The sequence below is a fragment of the Pseudomonas sp. ADAK13 genome (assembly GCF_012935715.1).
Taxonomy (GTDB): Bacteria; Pseudomonadota; Gammaproteobacteria; order Pseudomonadales; family Pseudomonadaceae; genus Aquipseudomonas.
The window spans coordinates 6,271,593-6,289,642 of sequence record NZ_CP052860.1; the positions used below are offsets into that span (position 1 = coordinate 6,271,593).

Sequence of the window (18,050 nt, forward strand, 5' to 3'; positions counted from 1 at the left end):
CCACACCGCTGACGCAACAAACCCAGGCCGACGCCAGTAGCGGGCCTGGGTGTTTTACCAGGCTTCAAACAACGAGGTTACGGACGCAGGTAAGCAAACATGTGCTGTACATAATCGGCTTTCCCGAGAGGTACACCGTTATGGCGCAAGATGTTGTATGCGGTGATCAGGTGGAAGTAAAACTGTGGAGTTACCCAGTTCACAGCATATTCGTTGCCGGTAATATCGAAAGCCATGCCATTCGGTAATTCGATAGCTATTTCGCGCTCGGCCCCTTCCTCTATTTGAGCGCGGTCCGCCGAATCAAGAACAGCCAAAGTGCGTTCGATCAGCTCCTTCGCTGCCACCAAATTTTCCGGAGGAGTGAGCGTGCCAACCGGCCGTTGTGTAAGTCGCTGCACCGCCTCCTGGGCTTGAGTGCAAGCGTACTGAATTTGTCGGGCCAGATCGTGCATATCAGGTGCTAGTCGAGCGCCAAGCAGAATTTGAGGGTCATAACCGCGCTCCAGAGCTGCGGCCTCACCCTTAGACAAAAGAGCCGATAACGATCGCAGCATTTGCGCGAAACACGGGATGGTAACTTTGTAGACCGACATGTCTTTTCCCTAAGTAGTCATTCATAGCGGGTAAAAAAGGATCTGCCTTTCTCCCGGACAGCAGCCTGAATCCTAGCAGACTGTTGACGTTCTTCCGCCGGCATTCCCGTGGCCCCTTCCCCACCTCTATTACGTCAGCACTCCTCCCCCGCGCCCATCGGCAACCAGCGGGAGGCATGAGTGTTGACGAATACAGGTGAACAACCCGCCACCTTGGAGGTGACCATGGAACACGAAGTGATTGTTGAGGGCTTTGTCCTTCAGGTGGAGGTGACCCATTGCATCAATGAGCCGCCAAGCCCAGGCAACTCGAACAGTGACTGGGACGCCCAGGGTGACCGGCAAATCGAGTTCAAGATCCACTCTGCGATTTGCTATGACGAAAGCGGCGTCCGGATGGATCTTGAGCGGCACCTGCTTTACCTGCTGGCCCGACAGTACGGCTCGCAAATCGAGAGCGCACTGTGGATCGAGATCGACGCGCTAAAGCGCCGGCAACGGTGGGCTGCATGAGCGAACACCACGACGTGGCAATCGGAATGCTTGAAGGGTACCTCAGGGCGATGAGTGATCCGCTTTGCAACCCTTCCGCAGTCAAGGCTTCGTCCAGCACCGCGATTCTGATCCTGCGCACGCTGGGCATCATCAGCGCGCAGGAAGACGCCAACTACACCGAGTGCCTGCGCCGTGATTACGAGCGCCGGCAAGGGAGAGCCGCATGACCACCGCACCGGTTAAATCACTGATCGACGAGCAGCTCGACGACGTTGAGTCCAAGCTGATCATGCTGGGCTTCGGCCTCCCCTTCAATGAAGTGATCGGCCAGCCGCGCGAGCGTGCTGTGGCCACCCTGCCAAAGCGCCTTGCAGCAACCATGAAGGGCGGGCGGATCGCGGTGCGGGTTCGGCCGTGACCACCCACCAGCGCACCCGGCGCCTACTCATCTGGCGCGGCTCTTTCTCTGCCCTCTCCGTCTGTACCTTCCTGATGTTGCTCAGCGCCCTCGCTGATCGAATCACTCAATAACCAGCACCTCACAGCGCCCCGCAAGGATGGCGCGGGAGTATCGCCATGCTCGCAGCAATTGCAGATCGCATCCGTTCCAAGTCCTACGAACTTCCGCTCTCCCGCGACTACGTCCGCCACTGGGGTCTGAAAGAGGCTATCCGGGAGCTGGTACAGAACGCCCTGGACAGTGAATCGCCTTTCGAATACGCCTTTGCCGAAGGTCAACTGTTCATCACCAGCCGCTTCGCAAGGCTGGAAGCCAGCACGCTGGTGCTGGGCAGCACGTCCAAGGCCGACCGATCCGACGCCATCGGCAGCTTCGGCGAAGGCTACAAGATCGCCCTGCTGGTGCTGACCCGCAACGGCTACGACGTGAAGGTTTGGAACGGAAACAAGCAGTGGGTACCTGAGTTCCGGCATAGCGACCAGTTCGACGCAGAGGTGCTGTGCATCAACGAGACGCCGGCGCATCGGCAGAATCAGGGCGTTGAGTTCGTTGTCTCCGGCCTCACCGAGGAAGATGAAACCGAAATCCGCAGCATGTGCCTGCGCATGCAGCCGCCTATGAGCGACGTGATCGGCACCAAGTACGGCCATATCCTGCCATCCCGGCCCGGAAAGCTTTACGTCGGCACGCTGTTTGTTTGCGACACCGACCTGACCTATGGCTACGACATCCTCCCCGAATACCTGCAGCTTGAGCGTGACCGCCAGACGGTCAGCGGTTGGGACTTGAAACAGGTATCCAAAAACGCCTGGATCGACACCGGGCGGCTGGATGAGGTGGCGGAGAAGATCGAGGCAGGAATTCCCGACGTTGAATACGTCGAGTACGGCAGCACCGAACTGGTGAGAGAGGCCTGCTACAGGCTGTTCCAGCAGAAGCACCCGGGCGCCATTGCCGTTCAATCCCAGGAAGAGCTGAACACCCTGGTCAAGCAGGGAATGACCAACACCGTAGTGGTGAGCCGGACATTCCACTCGCAAGTGGCCAACTCGACCTCATACAAACAGCAGGTCGCCCACGTCGTGGCTATCCAGACGCCTAAAGCTGCACTGGAAGAATGGTACCGCGACAACAAAAAATACATGAGCAGGCTGCCAGCGGCTTCCTTCAAGGAGCTGGTCAAGCGTGCTGACGGTTGGAGGAATAAGTGATGTCTGAGAACACGCGAATTTGGGACCAGGTCAACACAACAGACCCTGACGCTACCAAAAAATACACTGGGGCAGGTGGCTTTAAGGGCACCGCGATCAGGCCAACCTACCTCATGCGTAAGGCAACAGAAATTTTCGGACCATGCGGTGAGGGTTGGGGCTGGAATGTCCTTGAGGATCGATTTGACGAAGGTGCACCACTTCAGGCGCCCACAAAAGAGTGGCCAGAAGCTCCAATGATCTGCGCGAAGCTGCACACCGTAAAAATCGAACTTTGGTACCTGGGCAACGCCGGGCAAAAATGCACGGTTCAGCACTACGGCCATACGCCATTTATCTACCTGCAGCAGGGAAAAATTCTTACTGACTGGGACGCAGCGAAAAAATCGCTGACGGACGCCATCGGTAAATGCCTGCAGCCGTTGGGGTTCGCCGCCGACATCTACATGGGCATGTTCGACGATCCGACCTACGTCGACACCATCACCGAAGAGTTCAAGCTTGAAAAAGCCGAGGACAAGGACGCCGAGATACTTCGCCAGAAACAAGAGCGTGTCGACTGGCTCGCCTCAGCGGTCGAAACCATCGGCAAGGCCGTCACGACTCACGAACTCAAGCTTCTGAACGTGAAATACATCCGCGAGGCAACTCGTCGCAACGAACCCACCTTCATCGCGCGAATCACTCGAGCATTCGAGGAGCGCAAAGCTGTGCTTGAGAAAGGCACGGAGGCCGCAGCATGACTCAACTCTACGCACTCACCGGTAAGCTCGCCGAACTCCAGGCCATGGCCGACACCGATGACGAGGGCTTGAAAGAGGCCCTGCAGTACGCCATGGACGAGATCCAGGGCGACTTCAACATCAAGGCCGACAACATCGTCATGCTGCGCCGGAATATCGAGAGCGACGTCACTGCTATCGACAACGAGATTGAGCGCCTGGCCGAACTGAAGCGAGTCAAATCCAACAGCGTCTCGCAGATCAGTGACTACCTGCGCCGCAACATGGAAGCCGCCAACATCAAGTCGATCAAGCGCCCGTTGTTCACCATCACCTTGGCCATGGGCAGTGAGCGGGTGATCGTTGATAACGAAGACGCAGTTCCGGACGAATTGACCTCTGTGAAATCAAGTATTACGCCAGACAAAAAGGCCATCGCCGCCAAGCTCAAGGAAATCCGCGATCATAACGAGGCGGTGCGTAAGCGAATGGCCGCCGGCGAGGACGCCGAACACGAACTGCTCGAAGAGCCCAAATGGGCGCACCTTGAACGCGGTGATAGCTCGATACGGATCAAGTGAGGCCATCATGATCAGCAACCACCTCAGCCTGGTCGAGGTACTTCGCCCGGCCTCGGATGAACTGGCGGCCCAGGTCGCCCAGTTCCTGGCCGGCGGCGGCCAGATCGAAGAAGCGGCACCCATCGGCTACAAACCGAAGCCCATCACCTACAGCAATCAGATGCCGCCGGCGCCGAAGCCTTTTGTTCGGCGGCGGGTTGAAGCGGCTCCCCTGCCCCTGCACTCGAAAGATATTCGCCAGCAGGAACGCGACGAACTCGCTGAGCGCATCCGGGAACTGGGAGCCACTCACACGCAGACGGAAGCATCGGTTGCCCTGGGCCTGAGCCGGCGCACCCTCTACAGCTTCGCGAAGGAGTACGGCATCACCTTCAAGAAGCCAACCCGGGGCGGCGCCAACGGCGCAGTTCGAAGCGAACAGGTTCAGGCCCGCGACGCGAAGTACGCCGAGCGGATTCGCGCCTTCCTGGTACTGGGCATCACCCGGCGCCAGTGCTGCGGCAAACTGGCGATCGGCAACAAGGCCTTCGAGCGGATCATCGCCGCCCACGGCATCGACTACCCCAAAGCGCAACGTGGCAGCACTTCATGCGCCGCGTAGCCCGCATCCAACAACGTAAACGTCAAACCTGGCTCGCACTGCCGGCCAGCGGAATAGAAGAGGTAGGCCATGGCCAAGAGTGGACAAGAGCGATCGGCGAAGGCCGCCGAGAAGCGGATCGAGTACGACGAGAAGGAACTGCGGCACCGGGTCAGGCTCGGCACCCGGAAGAAGCTTGAAGAACTGATGGCTTGGAACGGCATCACGGAAATCAACGAGGCTGTACAGAACCTGATTCTGAACGCTCACGCGCTCGGCCCCACCCTTTCCTACCAAGCAATGGAAAGTCCGCGCCACAAAGTGCAGATAAGTGAAAACGTGGCGCGGATGTTTCGGGAAGCAAGTGTGGCAGCGTTGAGGCGCGAACCTGGAGACGAAAACATTACGTCTATTATTTTTCAGGGAACACCGTAGCGGCCATTTTTGGGTGTATATAAACGCTATCGAGCAAATTATCTACGACATCCATTGCCAGATTCAGTTGCTCGGATGTGCTAGGCCTAGCTTCATGAGCTGAATCGTTACCCATTGAGCGAAGTTTGTGGAGAATATCGGAGCCCGCAGGCGCTAACACTCCCATGCGTACTAGGTCGTCAATTTTCTTATAAAGATTCCCGCCTTCAGCATTCTTATCTTTGCATATCATCTCTATGAGGACACGGACCCCGAGACCGGCCAATATTTTCTGCCCTCCGTTGAGTGCTTGAATCAACTCTTCGTAAGCAGCACGAACCTTGACAGGTAAATGTTGTATACCTTTAAGTCTAAACCTACCTGCAGTTCTGCTCGGATACACATCGATTACACTGTAATAAACAACCTCATCTATTTCAGGATCATAATCCGCCGAATTAGAATCTGTGTACTCTTTCCTAAACGATAAGTCATCGCAATTCAAACACTGAACAATTTCATATTCTGTAAGTGCCGTGTCGTAATCGTCTTCAACTTTTCTACGAACAGATTGAACGACATTATGTTTTTGCTCAATCTTGCAAACTTCACAGATTAGGCGAACCGTTGCTCCTTTGGTTTCACCTTCAATATACGTTCTCTTGTACATATCTGATCTCGATCTGTTATCCGGCTCCATGCCGGCTCCCAGTAATACCCCACCCCAAACCAAATTGCCACCATCCGGTAACGGAGGGCGGCGCCTGACTGGAGATAATCCATGGACGACCAGTTCTATCTGCAAGACAGTCGCAGTCACGTCGGTGATGGCCTTACCTTCCACGGGAAAGCTCACCGCGGCTACTACACCGATCTGGACAAGTGCGAGCTGTACACCAAAGAGAAGGCCTGCGGCCACCGTGACACTGACATCCCATGGCCGAAGCAGTACATCGACGAACGTGCCCACTATGGCGTCGACTGCCAGTTGATGGACGAGCAAGCCAGCAATGCCATGCTGGAGCCAGGGTGCCGCGTCTATATGCAAGTGCCAGGCAGTTGGAACGGCAATGACGTCTACTGGATGGGCTGGAACAAGGGTCAAGTCACTGCGGACCTAGGCCGCGCCTGCAACCTCAACTTGGAGCAGTCGCGGATTGAGTTCGCTGCTGAACTGTCGGCCGGAACGCAAAAGCTCTGGTCCGCTGACTACATCGAATCCATACGCCGCCGACTGGTTTGGCGCCAGGACGTTGATCTCAAACAGGCACTGCGCGGCACCGGTATAAAGTTGCCTAAACCGAAAAAACCACGGGAAGAGGTTTTCAACTGTGGCGGTTGCGGCCGGTTCATCAGCTACATGCAGCGCTACCGGGAAGATTGCCAGAACTGCGACAAGAACAACGCACCTTAAAAATTGTTACCACCTTATCCCAGCGGATGAACGAGGCCACTTTTAGGTGGATTTTGCATTGCGATAAGCGCTGCCAGCGCCTGCTCCATACGGTTTAGAGAGCCCTCAATAGGATGAACTGCTCCCTCATTCACTACAAATCCCTTCGTGAGCAGCAGGACGGCATGAATAGCCACTTCTACACCTGTACCTGCCAAGAAAACTTGGGTGTAAATATCGGCGTCAAAGTTTTGGCTAGCTAGAACTTGCTTAATATTCTGCTGACACAGAACAAGATCTCCGCTCATCGCAGCGACTAATTCAGCGTCCGTTTTACTTGACTCAAATAATTCATGTACTGATCTAACCCTTTCAGTGGAATCATTCAGAACAGCAATTGCACGCACAAGCGCGCCACGACGCATCTCGAAACCATCTCTTCTTCTAATTCTCGAGTCACGGCTTGCGATAAGTATCGCGACAAATATTGCTGCGATAGATCCAGCAGCCTGTACCCAAGAGGCTAGGCCTGGGTGACTTTCAATCCAGCAAGAAACAGCTTCCCAACTCATAACCCACTCCCCTGTAGATCCCGGAACTATACCGGCGAGGAGCCATCATGCCCATTACCTATGGAAGCGTGTGCAGTGGCATCGAAGCCGCGACACAGGCCTGGCACCCGCTGGGCATGCGCGCCGCCTGGTTCGCCGAGATTGAGCCGTTCCCATCGGCTGTCCTGGCCCACCACTACCCCGACGTGCCGAACCACGGCGACATGACCAAGCTGGCCGCCCTGGTGCTGGCCGGCAAGATCCCAGCGCCGGATGTGCTGGTCGGCGGCACACCATGCCAGGCCTTCTCGGTCGCCGGTATGCGCGAAGGGCTCACCGACCCGCGCGGCGCCCTCACCATCAAATACGTGGAGCTTGCAGATGCAGTTGACTATGTTCGCGCCGGCCAGCGAAAGCCCGCCAGCGTCATCGTCTGGGAGAACGTCCCAGGCGTCCTCAGCGACAAAGGGAACGCCTTCGGATGCTTTCTTGGCGCGCTTGCTGGGGAAGACTGCGAGCTGCAGCCTCCAGGGAAGAAATGGCAGGACGCTGGTTGTGTGTATGGACCCAAAAGAACAATCGCGTGGCGGGTTCTGGACGCCCAATATTTCGGCCTGGCCCAACGACGCCGTCGTGTGTTCGTTATCGCAAGTGCTCGAGACGGGTTCGATCCCGCCGAGGTACTTTTTGAGCGAGAAGGCGTGCGCCGGGATACTCCGCCGCGCCGAGGCCAGGGGCAGGACGTTACCGGAACAGCTCCTTTCGGCCCTGCGCTCCAGTGCGGATGTGGATCCATCTTCGCTGAATCACTAGGCCAGTACGACTGCCCGAACTGCGAAGGCGATGAAGGGCCGGCGGTATCAATGTTCGGAGGGATACCGACGTTCGCCGGTCACGGTCTGGAAGGATCAGTTGAGCGATCCGCCACGCTTACGGCGAAGGACAGCCGACTTGATATTGAAAGCGAGACGTTCTTCGTACACGGCGTCGATGTTCGCAACGGCGCGCTGACTGGCGAGCTCACCCACACGCTCCAAGCGGGCTACCACGCACCAGATCCGGGAGGCACACCACATATCCTCTCGGGCTCCAGGATTCGGCGCTCTACTCCTCGCGAGTGCGAACGCCTGCAGGGCATGGCCGACGACTACACCCTGATCCCATGGCGCGGCAAGCCTGCCAGCGAGTGCCCGGACGGTCCCCGCTACAAGGCGATCGGCAACAGCAAGGCTGTCACCGTGGTTCGCTGGATCGGCAGGCGCATCCTCATGCTGATTCAGCCGTAGATCGCTGTTGATGTCGTGATTCTTGGTACTGGATCGGTAACTCGGTTCACAGCCAGCCACTGCCTCGTTTTCTGCACATCAAACTTCTGGCCCTTGTTTTCCATGGTCACAAACAGAGTGTCAGCTACGCGGTAACGCCCACAACCATCCGCACAGTTTCTTTCGTGAAAGTCGCCGATTGGCTGAACGGTTTCAGCCGCGGCGCCGCAAATCAAACAAGCCATTTTCTGATCCTCCTTGTGAATGACCAACCAACTTTAGCTGGTCTCTCCAGATCCACCACTCCACCGCCCGGGCATGGCCCGGCAAGGACTCCCTATGCCTACAGAAAACAAAGTCGTCGCGCCGCTGCAGGTTGAGCGCTCGACAGTCACGAAGCTGGTCATCACCGGTGCACCGAATCTCGACCCGATCACCGTCTTCCTCGAGGACCTGGCCCCACGCAAGGGCAAGATCACCGTCAGTTGCTGGGGCGAGAGCTGGACGGCCTACTGGGGCGGCATGTGGGACGGCCTCACCATCGGGCAGTTCTTTTGCCGCCTTGATGAGGGCTACATCATCGGTTACTTCCAGCCAATGCTCGGGTCTCAGAGATTTTCCAATGACGCGCTACTGGCCTTGGCCAAGAAATCTGTTATCGACCGGCGCCGGGCACGCAGTGGGTATTGGGAGTTTGGCGATCGCTTGGATCAGGATGATGCACGCGATCTTTTCGACCAGATCGACGAACTGCGCTGTGTTGAGTCGATTTCGGTAGGGCACCAACAGGGCGAGCTTTTGACCGACTTGTTCGGATCAGAGTGGTGGCACCTGGTTGACGATAAAGCCGTCGAGCCGAATCCCGACTGGAATTACCTGTGCCGAATTATCGCAGCGGTGCAGCAGGCCCTCGGACAGGAACAGCAGCAGGTGGCCGCATAAAGCCCAGCTAGCTCATCGCCCCTATGATCGGAATGCCCAGCATCAAGGTAAGGTAAACCCTCCAGAGCGGTGCTATTGAAGATAGAGCTTTCACACCCGATGATCTGAATCAAACGTCTAATAGCCTGTTTAATCCGCTGTGCCCGGATTGGTCAGGTCAGTCCTTGGACGTTTTTGCGGCACATGGTCCGGGTGACTCGCATCAGAACTTTTATTTATTTTATTAAATACGTTAATTATTGAATTTGTTGACACCATGACGAGCGTAATCTGAGTGTAGAAGCGCTGGCTATTGGCATATGCAATCCGATCATTCATATTTTCACAATCGACAAGCCACTTTTGAATATCGAACATCGAATCCCTGATAGTGCAAACTGAGTCAATCAGTGCTGGCTCAGGCAAATCTAATATACTGATATCTTCGAAACTTTTTCTCAGGCCCGGCACAAGACTTGCACCTGTCAGTTCTTGTTCTTGCGGATTGTAATTGATCATCCCTTCACAAATACGAAACGCTCTTTCTGAAAGCACCTGCAAAGCTTTAACGGCCACCACGTCTTTTCTGTGAGCAGCAGCCTGCTGTTGTCTCGCTTGACTACTTGCAATTCTGACTGCTACTAAAATGGCAAGAACAGAACCAACGGCCTGAACCCAAGATGGCCAATCTGGACTGAACCCACGATCAAGATAGACAAGAAACAACGCAACGACAGCACCAAGTAAGTAATTGATTATTGATGCTAAAAACTTAAAAACACTTGACCCCACTTCGCCCTCCAGAATTCCCGTTCAGCAATCATGCTCCAAAAACAATTATACCCGATAAAACAAAATCGTTTTTCAACGCAACGTTCACAACGCTCATATCAAAGGAGAAGTCGATGCATGAGGTAAAAGAACGCCCAATTCTGTTCTCGGCACCGATGGTACGCGCCATCCTGGAGGGCCGGAAGACGGTCACGCGGCGGGCAGTTAAAGGCTCCGGCCTAAACTTCCTCGCCGACTTCACGCCTGAATACGTCGCCCTGCCAGAGAATCACTTCTGCCCCCACGGCAAGCCCGGCGACCGGCTGTGGGTGCGAGAAGCGTGGGCGCGGGTCGGTATTGCCCAGGCACCGGATCAGCAGTGGGTGGTTTATCGCGAGAGCGACAACCGAACCGACTACGGCGGTCCATGGACACCCAGCATCCACATGCCCCGCTGGGCCAGCCGCATCCTGCTGGAGATCACCGACGTACGCGTCGAGCGGTTGCAGGACATCAGCGAAGCCCAGGCACTGGCCGAGGGAATCTACAGCGACCCGGCGGTGAACGGGATGTACACCGCCGACGGCGACAACTACACCAGCAAGCAAGATGGGCCGGGTCGGGCGTTCGCGGATCTGTGGAAGTCCACCGGCGGCGACTGGGTCGCCAACCCATGGGTCTGGGTTGTCGAGTTCAAGCGGGTGACGCCATGATCGCCACCCTCGGTGACTGGCGGACGACGTTACGGAAGCTGACTATCAACCCAGCGCTCTGCCGCTGACATTGCTTCGTCCAGGGCGGCCGGGTAATCAGCCCACGGCCCTGCCAGCTCAGCCGCGACTTCACCCATTCCGTGCGTGTCCGCGGGCTCGATGATTGTCGCCGATGCAGGCACCCGGTCGTTAGGTCTTTTCCAGACGAACTTGAGGAAGACCGTGTGACCTCGGTACTCATGAGCGATCGGCACATCCAGATTATGTGACACGCGTCCTCCCACAGGCGCAACGAATTGAACACCTGTTGTACACCCATCCAAAGGGTCGAGATACCCGAGCAAAAAGCCATTACTCCATTCCCCTACATGCCTGCCGGTGAGCGGCGGGCGAGGTATCGACATGCCTGCAAACAGCGAATACAGCATGACCCGCAGTGATGCCACGGACCTGGCAGGCATTGCCCAGTTCGACCTGGCAATGCGGCGAGAGGCGCTGACCAGCTATCTCCAGCGCAATGGCTCGCAGCGCCTTGTTGAGCTCACGGCCCAACTGATCGGCATGGCCAATTCGGTCGCGGAGAACTGCGCTGAGATGAGCGACCAGGTGCTGATCGTGGAATGCGGCGTTCACCCTGACAAATTCACCAGCGTGAACCTGCCCACCATCATCGGCGCCTGCCAAGGCGTAATGATCGCCAGCAAGTGCGACCCGGCGGGTGCGTGCCATGGGTGCGCGTACCGCTTGGGATCTATCGCCAACCAGTCACCCATCACCACATGCGATGCGGAGTTCATGGCGCACGACCGGAAAGGCTTCATGTGCCATGCCCACCTGGACGCTGAAGGCGAACCCATCAAGGTGTGCGTCGGGCACGCAAGAGCAGCAAAACCCTAACCAACCTTCTGCCGCCCAGCGCGGCAAGGACACCACATGTTCGCAATCAAACTCACCCTCATACTGCTGGGCGCTTTGCTGTACCTGGTCGGTAGCGGCTGCTGGTTCTTCTGGATCGCTCCTCGCCTTCTGGCGGACGGCGAAACGGCCGACATCCTCTACGCCTTCGCCGGCACCTGCGGCTGGATGCTGATCACCTTCGGCTTGGTCATTCACATCATCAAGACAGCGCGGCCCACGGCGGCCGGCGGGAGGTAGCTATGGACGGAATTCACTTCCTGTCGCATGACGAGGTTTGCACGCTCACCGGCGCGAAAACGAAAGCTGGCCAAGTGCAAGTTCTCAAAAGAAACGGCATTCGCCACACCATCAAACGCAGCGGGTGGCCTTGCGTCATCGCATCGGCACTCACCGGTGAAGCTACAGGTGTAATAGAAAAGCCGAAATGGCAACCGCGGCTGGTGGGGTAAATGGGACGAAAACCTACCCGGCCGGGGAGTATTCCCCGGCTACGCGAAAGGAAGCGCGGCGACACGACGTATTACCTTTACGACACAGGCGGGACGCCACGCAAAGAAATACCATTGGGCAAGGACTATGGGCTGGCAATTTTGGAGTATGCAAAGCTTGAAAAGAGCCGCGTGTCCCAGGCCATGGCGCAGGACGTACTTACTTTCGCCTATGTCGCTGAAAAATACATGCTGGAAGTTGTTCCAACAAAAGCGCCGGCGACGCAGAAAGACAACGCCAGAGAGCTGAAGCAGTTACTTGCCTTTTTCAATGACCCACCTGCCCCGCTGGAAGCTATTGAGCCCCAGCACGTTGCCCAATACTTGAGACATCGAGGAAAGACCGCACCTGTTCGTGCAAATCGCGAGAAAGCGTTGCTCAGCTCGATCTGGAACTTCGCCAGGACCAGCGGCTACACGTCCTTGGCCAATCCCTGCGCCGGTGTTAAAGGCAATAAGGAAAGCGGACGTGACATCTACGTCGAAGATGAAATGCTCGCGATGGTGTATTTGCACGCAGACCAGCCGCTAAAAGACGCGCTCGATCTGTTCTACCTGACAGGTCAGCGTATCGCTGACACCCTCAAAATGGATGAGCGCGATATCAGGGAAGATCGCCTGGCTGTGCAGCAAGGAAAAACCAAAGCCAAGCGACGAATTGAAATCGTTGGGGAGTTGAAGGTTGTGATCGACCGAATACTGGCCAGGAAAGACAGCCATAAAATCCGTTCCAGCAAGCTCATCGTAATGGACAACGGGCAGCCCATGACCAGCAGTATGTTACGGGGGAGATTTGATGCTGCGAGAGAAGCTGCCGGCGTAAAAAAGGCAGACTTTCAAATGAGGGACCTGCGCGCAAAGGCTGGTACCGATAAGGCGGAATCAAGCGGGGATATTCTGCAAGCCAGAGATCAGCTTGGGCACACAACCGTGGTGATGACAGAGAACTACATCCGCAAACGCATCGGCAAAAAAGTTACGCCGACGAAGTGAATTGCGGAAAGGAGAAGAATATTGCGGAAAAAAACAAAGAGCCAGCCAAGTCCTAAAACCCCGCAAACCCTTGAATATGATGGTGCCCGAAGCCGGAATCGAACCGGCACGCCCTTACGAGCGGGGGATTTTAAGTCCCATGCGTCTACCAGTTTCGCCATTCGGGCGGTAGCGCTATACAGCGTGCCAAGCAGCGTCTAAAGCCGCTGAGCGTTGCAGCAGGCTAGGGAATATATAGATCCAGCCCCCTCGATGCAAGGTCGGGGGCGGCCTTTTTCAAACAAACAAGCTGCACCCCGGCAAACAAAAAAGCTCGCCAGATCAGTGATCTACAGATTTAGTCGGCGGTAGCGGGCAATGGTGAGGCGCACCGGTTCGCCACGTCCGGCACTCGCCCCCAGGCGTACTACGAAAAATAAGTCATTACCGCAATAACCACCGAAACCCAAACCAGGGTCATCAAAAACGACAGCGCAGCCAACGTTTTGCCCATTTGCCTACTCGCCCCGATGAAAATTGCTTCAGTGAGTCGCCCTTATACCTTCCCCGGGTACTCCGTGGTGCTATCCAGCGCCGCGTGAGAATAGCCAAACCTGGCACGTTCTGCCTAAGCAAACTCAACCAGCCCGCAAGGCCGCCAGTTTCAGCCCGAAGCCGATCAGGAAGACGCCCGCCAACTTTTGCAGCCCTTGGGAGACCTTGGCATTGGCGCGCAGTTTCGCCGCGAAAAAGCCGGTCAGCGTTACCACAATCAGGCCGTACAGCAAGGTCAACGTCGCCACCGTGGCGCCCATCAAGGCGAAGGTCTGAAGGCCAGGGTTGGCCGCCGGGTCAATGAACAACGGGAAAAAAGCCATGTAGAACACGATGGTTTTCGGGTTGAGCAGCGCGATGGTTGCGCCCTGGCGCAGGTAGTGCCGCGGCTTGATGTCGAGGATCGGTGCCGCGCCAGGCTTGGCGAACAGCAAGCTCACACCCAGCCACATCAGGTACGCCGCCCCCAGCCATTGCACGGCGTGAAACGCTACCGGGTGGGTCTGCAGAATCGCCGCCACGCCGGCCACAGCCAGCCACATCAGTACCTGGTCGCCGAGGATCACGCCAAAGGTCGCCGCCATACCGGCGCGGAATCCGCCCTTGCCCGTCGACGTAATCAGCGCCAGGTTTCCCGGGCCCGGAATCAGCAACAGGATGATAAAAGCGAGCACAAACGAGCCGTAATCAGTCACACCCAACATGGGATTACCTCAATGGAAAAATGAACGGGATAGGCCCGCACCCTCTTTCATAACGCCACTGAGCCGCTGTTTATTCCCTGATACCCGAAAATCGCCCTCCCCGGCTTTACAGCTCCTGCGGCTCCCGGAGCCATCTGATACGCTTTTTTCTTGTGCATCTGCCCCTGTATCGAAATTCTCCCAGCCCTGACAATACTCCCACTCCCGACACGCCCGTGGAGCCCGACAGGAAACGTCCTGCCGGCCCGTTCATTTCGGAGGCCTTATGGCTAAGATGGCATTTTTCCTGTTCGGTTTTCTTGCACTGACCATCGCGATTGGTCTGCTTGCCACCATCTCACCGGTCTAGGGTTCACCGTCAGCGTACTCAGCGAAACGTAACCATCTCAAAGTCCGCTGACGTTCCCGCCGACTGCCTTGCCAGTTCACTGATCGCTATCGTGCGTACCTGTGCCCCTTCGTTCCACGGGTTGGTGTAGCTCAGCATGCCCGTCGCCGGGTTGATCTGGATGATCGCAAAGGCGTGCCCGTCGCCTCTGGACCAATCCCCATTGCGCGCCGGCTTGCCGCCGAACACCACCGCCGCCTGGCTGCCCACGGCACTGGCGTTTTTCAGCAGGAAGTCGGTGATGCCCTGGGGGGTGTTTTCGGCATCGGCCAGGCGCTGGTGATCGCCGTATTGGCCCGCCAGCAGTTCCATGACTTTATTGGTGGGCAATGCGCCCTTGGCCGGGTCGAGCTTGAAGTACTGGAACATCGCGCCGACCACTGCAGCGGCAGGTGGATCGCCCTTGCCGTATTGGTCCAGGTCGCCCGCCTGTAAATGGTAGACCGTGGTGGGGTCGCCCGGCAGGCTGACATTGAAGCTGCCATCGGCGTTTCTGGTAACGCCCTTGTGCAGGATCGCCGCCCCCGTGCGCGTATTGGCGAACGCCCTGACTACCGAGATGCCGACGCAATCACCTTCGCTGGTCTGATTCAGGTGGGTGCCGACCGGCTCTGCGATCAACGCCCCGCCCTGCGTTGGCTTCCACGGGCCGGCGTCGATCACGCTGCCCTTGGCATCGCGGCGCAGTGCATTGATGCTGCCATCGGCGCTGTAGCTGCCGTCACTCAGGGACACGACGATGTTTTTTACATCAGTACGCAGGTTCTCCCGCGCGCCGCCGTCCCGCTTCATCGCGTCCTGAAACGCCTGTGCTGCAACGATGATGCGCTGGCGTGTGGCGTCGTCCGGTCGGGCGCCACGGCTTTGGTCCAGGGCCTCGAGCAGTTGATGGTAGGTGGTTTCAATAGCGCGAATGCCAACCTGGGGAGCGGCAACGGCTGTGCCGGCAGACGCCATCGCGAGGGCAAACGTGAGGAACGAAAAACGCAGGTGTTTCTGATAACGACCAGGGATTGGGAGCACGGTCGGGCATCTCGGATAAGGAAGTTTGGAAGCGATACGTCGAACCACCCTCCCGTTCAATCGCTTCGTGCCACAACGTCCCGTAGCAGGCCTGAAAACAACGGCGAGCATGCAATAAGCCGCCAAAAAACGTCAATGGCGGCCTGTGGCTATGCCCGGCAGTGCTTCAGCCGGCAAAAAACATCGGATACAACGACAGCACCAACAACCCCGCCATGGACCAATTGAACAGCCTCAACCAGCGTGGCTCGCGCAGCACATTGCGCAAGCCGCTGCCGCACCCGGCCCATACACAAACGCTGGGCAGGTTCACCAGGGCAAACACCGCTGCAATCAACAGCACGTTGGTGACATAACCCTCGGCAGGCGTGTAGGTGGTGATCGCGCCCAACGCCATGACCCAGGCCTTGGGGTTGACCCACTGGAACGCCGCTGCGCCGAGAAAGGTCATGGGTTTGCGCTTGTCATCGGTGTCATCGGACATCGCGCTGGAGGTCGCAATCTTCCAGGCCAGGTACAGCAAATACGCCGCCCCCACATAACGCAATACGGTATAGGCCCAAGGCAGCGCCTTGAACACTTCGCCGAGCCCAAGGCCCACGGCGATCACCAACAACATGAAGCCAATACTGATGCCCAGTGCATGGGGAATCGAACGGATAAAACCGAAGTTCACCCCGGACGCCAACAACATCGTGTTATTGGGACCGGGCGTGATCGAGGAAACGAAGGCGAACAGCGCAAAGGCTGACAACAGGCTTGAAGACATGAACATGGCGCGACATCCAAACGAAATACAGTGGCCACGACAGTAGAACGTTGCGCCTGTGTGCGCCCCGTACAGCTACGGGGAGATACAGGCATACACTTTTTGTCAGGCCTGAGCGTTCAAAAACTCCCGATAGCGCGCCACCGTTTGCGCAGTTTGCTCGACCATCGGCAAGTGGCCCACACCGTCCATACATTCCAGCCGGGCATGGGCAATGCCCTGGGTCCACGTTTGAGCACTGGCGATTGGCGCCATCCGGTCCTCGCGGCCCCACAGCAGCAAGGTGGGAACCTGCACATCCTTGAGCCAGGGTTCCAGTCGCGGGCTGCCGGAAAAATCCGAGAAAATTTCCGCAAGCGCATCGCGTCGCTCGATATAGGCCTGTGCTTCAGCGGCCAGCAGCACTTCCGGTATCCACGGCGCAGATGCCATGGTCATCGAGAAAAACCGGTCGAATTGTGCCCGCGAGTGAATCAGGAAAGGGTTGTCGCCCTGGTTCACCAACTCTTCCACTTCATTGGGCTGGGGCAAGAGCACGCCGACCGGGCCGATCAACGCCAGTGACACCACACGCTCGGGGTGATGTGCGGCCAGCCAGGTGGCGACATAACCGCCCATCGAGCTGCCGACCACATGGACGGCATCGATCCGGCAAGCATCCAACAGTTCGATCAACCTCTGCGCCTGGGCCGCGATGCTGTAGTCCGCGCCGTGCTCGAAAGGGTTTTTGCCATGCCCGGCAAGGTCAGGGATGACAACGCGATAGTCAGCGGTGAAGTGCCGGGCAAAGCCGAACCACACGCCTTTGTCGGCGCTGAAACCGTGGATCAATAACAGCGGCGGCGCACTGACAGGGCCACCTTGATAGGTTGCCAACGTCATACGCTGAATGGACACCAGCACCTCTTTCAGCCGAGCACGCCTCGCTTCCACCGTCGCAATGAGCGTAAACAACAGGTTCCCGACCCGTGGGTAGGTCCACCACACCCACACTGCAGCCACCACCAGCAAGACGACGATCACGAGCATCAAAGCTTCTCCGAACATGGAAACGACATACACGATTCCAGACTGCGTACGACGAGAAGAATTACAGCATGCCTATGAATACCTTCCAACAAACGGTCGATGGTTCGTGTTTCGTCGACCGGTGACCGCCCCGCCGCCGTTAACTGTCAGACAACGAGGAAGTGATTTGCGCAATCGCGTCCTGATCCATCTGGTCCAACGTGCGGTAGTGGTTGATGATCAACGTTTCCTTGTCGCTCAAGTCGTCCTGGCTGATAACCGCCCGTTCCCCCGTCAGCACGTAAAGCACGTCCACGCCCTTGCCCCGGATGGCGATCAGGTAATCGGACTTGGGCAGCCGCGCACCACTTTCATAGTGCACCTGGGCATTGGCGGCGACACCGCCAATCGCGCCGAATTCCTGCTGGGAGAGCCCGAGCGCCTTGCGTTCTTCTTTCAGGCGGGCGCCGAGCCGATCGTCCATGGTGGGTACCTCAATAAGCGTGTTTAACACCCACCATACGCTTATGTGCAGGAGCAGGGTCCATTCAT

General features: G+C 57.2%; 26 protein-coding genes and 1 tRNA gene. 16 read left to right on the top strand and 11 right to left on the bottom strand.

The window, feature by feature from the left end; all coding sequences use genetic code 11:
* Positions 1–77 precede the first annotated feature (77 nt).
* Positions 78–596 carry a DUF1993 domain-containing protein gene (locus HKK54_RS28910; RefSeq protein WP_169388692.1) on the bottom strand — a complete coding sequence of 173 codons (519 nt, stop codon included), beginning with the start codon at positions 594–596 and terminating at the stop codon, positions 78–80.
* Positions 597–776: 180 nt separating this feature from the next.
* Here HKK54_RS28910 and HKK54_RS28915 point away from each other — a divergent pair, with 180 nt between their 5' ends.
* The 8 genes from HKK54_RS28915 to HKK54_RS28950 all read left to right on the top strand — a co-directional run bounded on the left by HKK54_RS28915 (position 777) and on the right by HKK54_RS28950 (position 5,080).
* Positions 777–1,109, top strand: coding sequence for a hypothetical protein (locus tag HKK54_RS28915; RefSeq protein ID WP_237151016.1), 333 nt, complete (start codon positions 777–779; stop codon positions 1,107–1,109).
* On the top strand, positions 1,106–1,318 hold the full coding sequence (locus tag HKK54_RS28920) for a hypothetical protein (RefSeq protein ID WP_169388693.1): 213 nt from the start codon (positions 1,106–1,108) through the stop codon (positions 1,316–1,318). The genes HKK54_RS28915 and HKK54_RS28920 overlap by 4 nt, the downstream gene beginning before the upstream one ends.
* The gene (locus HKK54_RS28925) at positions 1,315–1,509 is read left to right on the top strand and encodes a hypothetical protein (protein WP_124378401.1); all 195 of its coding nucleotides are present in this window, start codon (positions 1,315–1,317) and stop codon (positions 1,507–1,509) included. The genes HKK54_RS28920 and HKK54_RS28925 overlap by 4 nt, the downstream gene beginning before the upstream one ends.
* A gap of 158 nt (positions 1,510–1,667) precedes the next feature.
* Positions 1,668–2,762 (top strand): hypothetical protein, encoded by a 1,095-nt coding sequence (locus HKK54_RS28930; RefSeq protein WP_169388694.1) that lies wholly within the window; start codon positions 1,668–1,670, stop codon positions 2,760–2,762.
* Positions 2,762–3,505, top strand: coding sequence for a hypothetical protein (locus tag HKK54_RS28935; protein WP_169388695.1), 744 nt, complete (start codon positions 2,762–2,764; stop codon positions 3,503–3,505). Before HKK54_RS28930 ends, HKK54_RS28935 begins: the two co-directional genes overlap by 1 nt.
* Positions 3,502–4,065, top strand: a complete 564-nt coding sequence (locus HKK54_RS28940; protein ID WP_169388696.1) for a siphovirus Gp157 family protein — start codon at positions 3,502–3,504, stop codon at positions 4,063–4,065. Before HKK54_RS28935 ends, HKK54_RS28940 begins: the two co-directional genes overlap by 4 nt.
* 7 nt (positions 4,066–4,072) lie before the next feature.
* Positions 4,073–4,666: a hypothetical protein gene (locus HKK54_RS28945; protein WP_169388697.1), complete on the top strand. Its 594-nt coding sequence runs from the start codon at positions 4,073–4,075 to the stop codon at positions 4,664–4,666.
* Between the two features lie 69 nt (positions 4,667–4,735).
* Positions 4,736–5,080 carry a hypothetical protein gene (locus tag HKK54_RS28950; RefSeq protein WP_169388698.1) on the top strand — a complete coding sequence of 115 codons (345 nt, stop codon included), beginning with the start codon at positions 4,736–4,738 and terminating at the stop codon, positions 5,078–5,080.
* On the opposite strand, the gene HKK54_RS28955 is transcribed toward HKK54_RS28950, so the two are convergent.
* Positions 5,058–5,729, bottom strand: a complete 672-nt coding sequence (locus HKK54_RS28955; RefSeq protein WP_169388699.1) for a DUF4145 domain-containing protein — start codon at positions 5,727–5,729, stop codon at positions 5,058–5,060. The two genes, HKK54_RS28950 and HKK54_RS28955, sit on opposite strands and share 23 nt — an antisense overlap.
* A 111-nt stretch (positions 5,730–5,840) precedes the next feature.
* Between HKK54_RS28955 and HKK54_RS28960 the strand changes: the two genes are divergently transcribed.
* A complete protein-coding gene (locus tag HKK54_RS28960) occupies positions 5,841–6,473 on the top strand; it encodes a hypothetical protein (protein ID WP_169388700.1) in 633 nt (210 codons plus the stop codon).
* Positions 6,474–6,487: 14 nt separating this feature from the next.
* Here the strand turns inward: HKK54_RS28960 and HKK54_RS28965 are convergent, their stop codons facing one another.
* Complete coding sequence (locus tag HKK54_RS28965) at positions 6,488–7,024, bottom strand: hypothetical protein (protein ID WP_169388701.1); 537 nt, start codon at positions 7,022–7,024, stop codon at positions 6,488–6,490.
* Between the two features lie 47 nt (positions 7,025–7,071).
* Between HKK54_RS28965 and HKK54_RS28970 the strand changes: the two genes are divergently transcribed.
* Positions 7,072–8,289, top strand: a complete 1,218-nt coding sequence (locus tag HKK54_RS28970) for a DNA cytosine methyltransferase (RefSeq protein WP_169388702.1) — start codon at positions 7,072–7,074, stop codon at positions 8,287–8,289.
* On the opposite strand, the gene HKK54_RS28975 is transcribed toward HKK54_RS28970, so the two are convergent.
* On the bottom strand, positions 8,280–8,513 hold the full coding sequence (locus HKK54_RS28975) for a hypothetical protein (protein WP_169388703.1): 234 nt from the start codon (positions 8,511–8,513) through the stop codon (positions 8,280–8,282). The two genes, HKK54_RS28970 and HKK54_RS28975, sit on opposite strands and share 10 nt — an antisense overlap.
* A 94-nt stretch (positions 8,514–8,607) precedes the next feature.
* On the opposite strand from HKK54_RS28975, the gene HKK54_RS28980 reads away from it, so the two are divergent.
* Positions 8,608–9,210: a hypothetical protein gene (locus HKK54_RS28980; RefSeq protein ID WP_169388704.1), complete on the top strand. Its 603-nt coding sequence runs from the start codon at positions 8,608–8,610 to the stop codon at positions 9,208–9,210.
* A 129-nt stretch (positions 9,211–9,339) separates the two neighbouring features.
* Here HKK54_RS28980 and HKK54_RS28985 read toward each other — a convergent pair whose 3' ends face one another.
* Positions 9,340–9,981, bottom strand: a complete 642-nt coding sequence (locus HKK54_RS28985) for a hypothetical protein (RefSeq protein WP_169388705.1) — start codon at positions 9,979–9,981, stop codon at positions 9,340–9,342.
* Between the two features lie 113 nt (positions 9,982–10,094).
* On the opposite strand from HKK54_RS28985, the gene HKK54_RS28990 reads away from it, so the two are divergent.
* The 5 genes from HKK54_RS28990 to HKK54_RS29010 all read left to right on the top strand — a co-directional run bounded on the left by HKK54_RS28990 (position 10,095) and on the right by HKK54_RS29010 (position 13,072).
* A complete protein-coding gene (locus HKK54_RS28990; protein ID WP_169388706.1) occupies positions 10,095–10,673 on the top strand; it encodes a hypothetical protein in 579 nt (192 codons plus the stop codon).
* A gap of 402 nt (positions 10,674–11,075) precedes the next feature.
* Entirely contained in the window at positions 11,076–11,570 is a 495-nt protein-coding gene (locus HKK54_RS28995; RefSeq protein ID WP_169388707.1) for a hypothetical protein, read from the top strand.
* Positions 11,571–11,606: 36 nt separating this feature from the next.
* The gene (locus HKK54_RS29000) at positions 11,607–11,828 is read left to right on the top strand and encodes a hypothetical protein (protein ID WP_169388708.1); all 222 of its coding nucleotides are present in this window, start codon (positions 11,607–11,609) and stop codon (positions 11,826–11,828) included.
* 2 nt (positions 11,829–11,830) lie between these two features.
* Positions 11,831–12,040: a DUF4224 domain-containing protein gene (locus HKK54_RS29005; RefSeq protein WP_169388709.1), complete on the top strand. Its 210-nt coding sequence runs from the start codon at positions 11,831–11,833 to the stop codon at positions 12,038–12,040.
* The gene (locus HKK54_RS29010) at positions 12,041–13,072 is read left to right on the top strand and encodes a site-specific integrase (protein WP_102368912.1); all 1,032 of its coding nucleotides are present in this window, start codon (positions 12,041–12,043) and stop codon (positions 13,070–13,072) included. It abuts the gene before it with no gap.
* Between the two features lie 80 nt (positions 13,073–13,152).
* Here the strand turns inward: HKK54_RS29010 and HKK54_RS29015 are convergent.
* The 6 genes from HKK54_RS29015 to HKK54_RS29040 form a co-directional block, all read right to left on the bottom strand.
* Positions 13,153–13,239 (bottom strand) — tRNA-Leu (locus HKK54_RS29015).
* A gap of 450 nt (positions 13,240–13,689) precedes the next feature.
* Complete coding sequence (locus HKK54_RS29020) at positions 13,690–14,310, bottom strand: LysE family transporter (protein ID WP_169388710.1); 621 nt, start codon at positions 14,308–14,310, stop codon at positions 13,690–13,692.
* 367 nt (positions 14,311–14,677) lie between these two features.
* Complete coding sequence (locus tag HKK54_RS29025; protein ID WP_237151017.1) at positions 14,678–15,721, bottom strand: hypothetical protein; 1,044 nt, start codon at positions 15,719–15,721, stop codon at positions 14,678–14,680.
* Between the two features lie 166 nt (positions 15,722–15,887).
* On the bottom strand, positions 15,888–16,496 hold the full coding sequence (locus HKK54_RS29030) for a LysE family translocator (RefSeq protein ID WP_010171515.1): 609 nt from the start codon (positions 16,494–16,496) through the stop codon (positions 15,888–15,890).
* Positions 16,497–16,595: 99 nt separating this feature from the next.
* On the bottom strand, positions 16,596–17,519 hold the full coding sequence (locus HKK54_RS29035) for an alpha/beta fold hydrolase (RefSeq protein WP_169388711.1): 924 nt from the start codon (positions 17,517–17,519) through the stop codon (positions 16,596–16,598).
* Between the two features lie 139 nt (positions 17,520–17,658).
* Positions 17,659–17,982, bottom strand: a complete 324-nt coding sequence (locus tag HKK54_RS29040) for a helix-turn-helix domain-containing protein (RefSeq protein WP_169388712.1) — start codon at positions 17,980–17,982, stop codon at positions 17,659–17,661.
* Between the last annotated feature and the right edge of the window lie 68 nt (positions 17,983–18,050).

Bases quoted from the DNA above. Each gene is read 5' to 3' on its own strand.
- HKK54_RS28990 (WP_169388706.1), top strand. From the start codon at position 10,095: ATGCATGAGGTAAAAGAACGCCCAATTCTGTTCTCGGCACCGATGGTA.
- HKK54_RS28955 (WP_169388699.1), bottom strand. From the start codon at position 5,729: ATGTACAAGAGAACGTATATTGAAGGTGAAACCAAAGGAGCAACGGTT.
- HKK54_RS28925 (WP_124378401.1), top strand. From the start codon at position 1,315: ATGACCACCGCACCGGTTAAATCACTGATCGACGAGCAGCTCGACGAC.
- HKK54_RS29020 (WP_169388710.1), bottom strand. From the start codon at position 14,310: ATGTTGGGTGTGACTGATTACGGCTCGTTTGTGCTCGCTTTTATCATC.
- HKK54_RS28940 (WP_169388696.1), top strand. From the start codon at position 3,502: ATGACTCAACTCTACGCACTCACCGGTAAGCTCGCCGAACTCCAGGCC.
- HKK54_RS29010 (WP_102368912.1), top strand. From the start codon at position 12,041: ATGGGACGAAAACCTACCCGGCCGGGGAGTATTCCCCGGCTACGCGAA.
- HKK54_RS28935 (WP_169388695.1), top strand. From the start codon at position 2,762: ATGTCTGAGAACACGCGAATTTGGGACCAGGTCAACACAACAGACCCT.
- HKK54_RS28945 (WP_169388697.1), top strand. From the start codon at position 4,073: ATGATCAGCAACCACCTCAGCCTGGTCGAGGTACTTCGCCCGGCCTCG.
- HKK54_RS28970 (WP_169388702.1), top strand. From the start codon at position 7,072: ATGCCCATTACCTATGGAAGCGTGTGCAGTGGCATCGAAGCCGCGACA.
- HKK54_RS29000 (WP_169388708.1), top strand. From the start codon at position 11,607: ATGTTCGCAATCAAACTCACCCTCATACTGCTGGGCGCTTTGCTGTAC.
- HKK54_RS29005 (WP_169388709.1), top strand. From the start codon at position 11,831: ATGGACGGAATTCACTTCCTGTCGCATGACGAGGTTTGCACGCTCACC.
- HKK54_RS28960 (WP_169388700.1), top strand. From the start codon at position 5,841: ATGGACGACCAGTTCTATCTGCAAGACAGTCGCAGTCACGTCGGTGAT.
- HKK54_RS29030 (WP_010171515.1), bottom strand. From the start codon at position 16,496: ATGTTCATGTCTTCAAGCCTGTTGTCAGCCTTTGCGCTGTTCGCCTTC.
- HKK54_RS29035 (WP_169388711.1), bottom strand. From the start codon at position 17,519: ATGCTCGTGATCGTCGTCTTGCTGGTGGTGGCTGCAGTGTGGGTGTGG.
- HKK54_RS28920 (WP_169388693.1), top strand. From the start codon at position 1,106: ATGAGCGAACACCACGACGTGGCAATCGGAATGCTTGAAGGGTACCTC.
- HKK54_RS28910 (WP_169388692.1), bottom strand. From the start codon at position 596: ATGTCGGTCTACAAAGTTACCATCCCGTGTTTCGCGCAAATGCTGCGA.
- HKK54_RS28930 (WP_169388694.1), top strand. From the start codon at position 1,668: ATGCTCGCAGCAATTGCAGATCGCATCCGTTCCAAGTCCTACGAACTT.
- HKK54_RS28975 (WP_169388703.1), bottom strand. From the start codon at position 8,513: ATGGCTTGTTTGATTTGCGGCGCCGCGGCTGAAACCGTTCAGCCAATC.
- HKK54_RS28950 (WP_169388698.1), top strand. From the start codon at position 4,736: ATGGCCAAGAGTGGACAAGAGCGATCGGCGAAGGCCGCCGAGAAGCGG.
- HKK54_RS28995 (WP_169388707.1), top strand. From the start codon at position 11,076: ATGCCTGCAAACAGCGAATACAGCATGACCCGCAGTGATGCCACGGAC.
- HKK54_RS29040 (WP_169388712.1), bottom strand. From the start codon at position 17,982: ATGGACGATCGGCTCGGCGCCCGCCTGAAAGAAGAACGCAAGGCGCTC.
- HKK54_RS28965 (WP_169388701.1), bottom strand. From the start codon at position 7,024: ATGAGTTGGGAAGCTGTTTCTTGCTGGATTGAAAGTCACCCAGGCCTA.
- HKK54_RS28980 (WP_169388704.1), top strand. From the start codon at position 8,608: ATGCCTACAGAAAACAAAGTCGTCGCGCCGCTGCAGGTTGAGCGCTCG.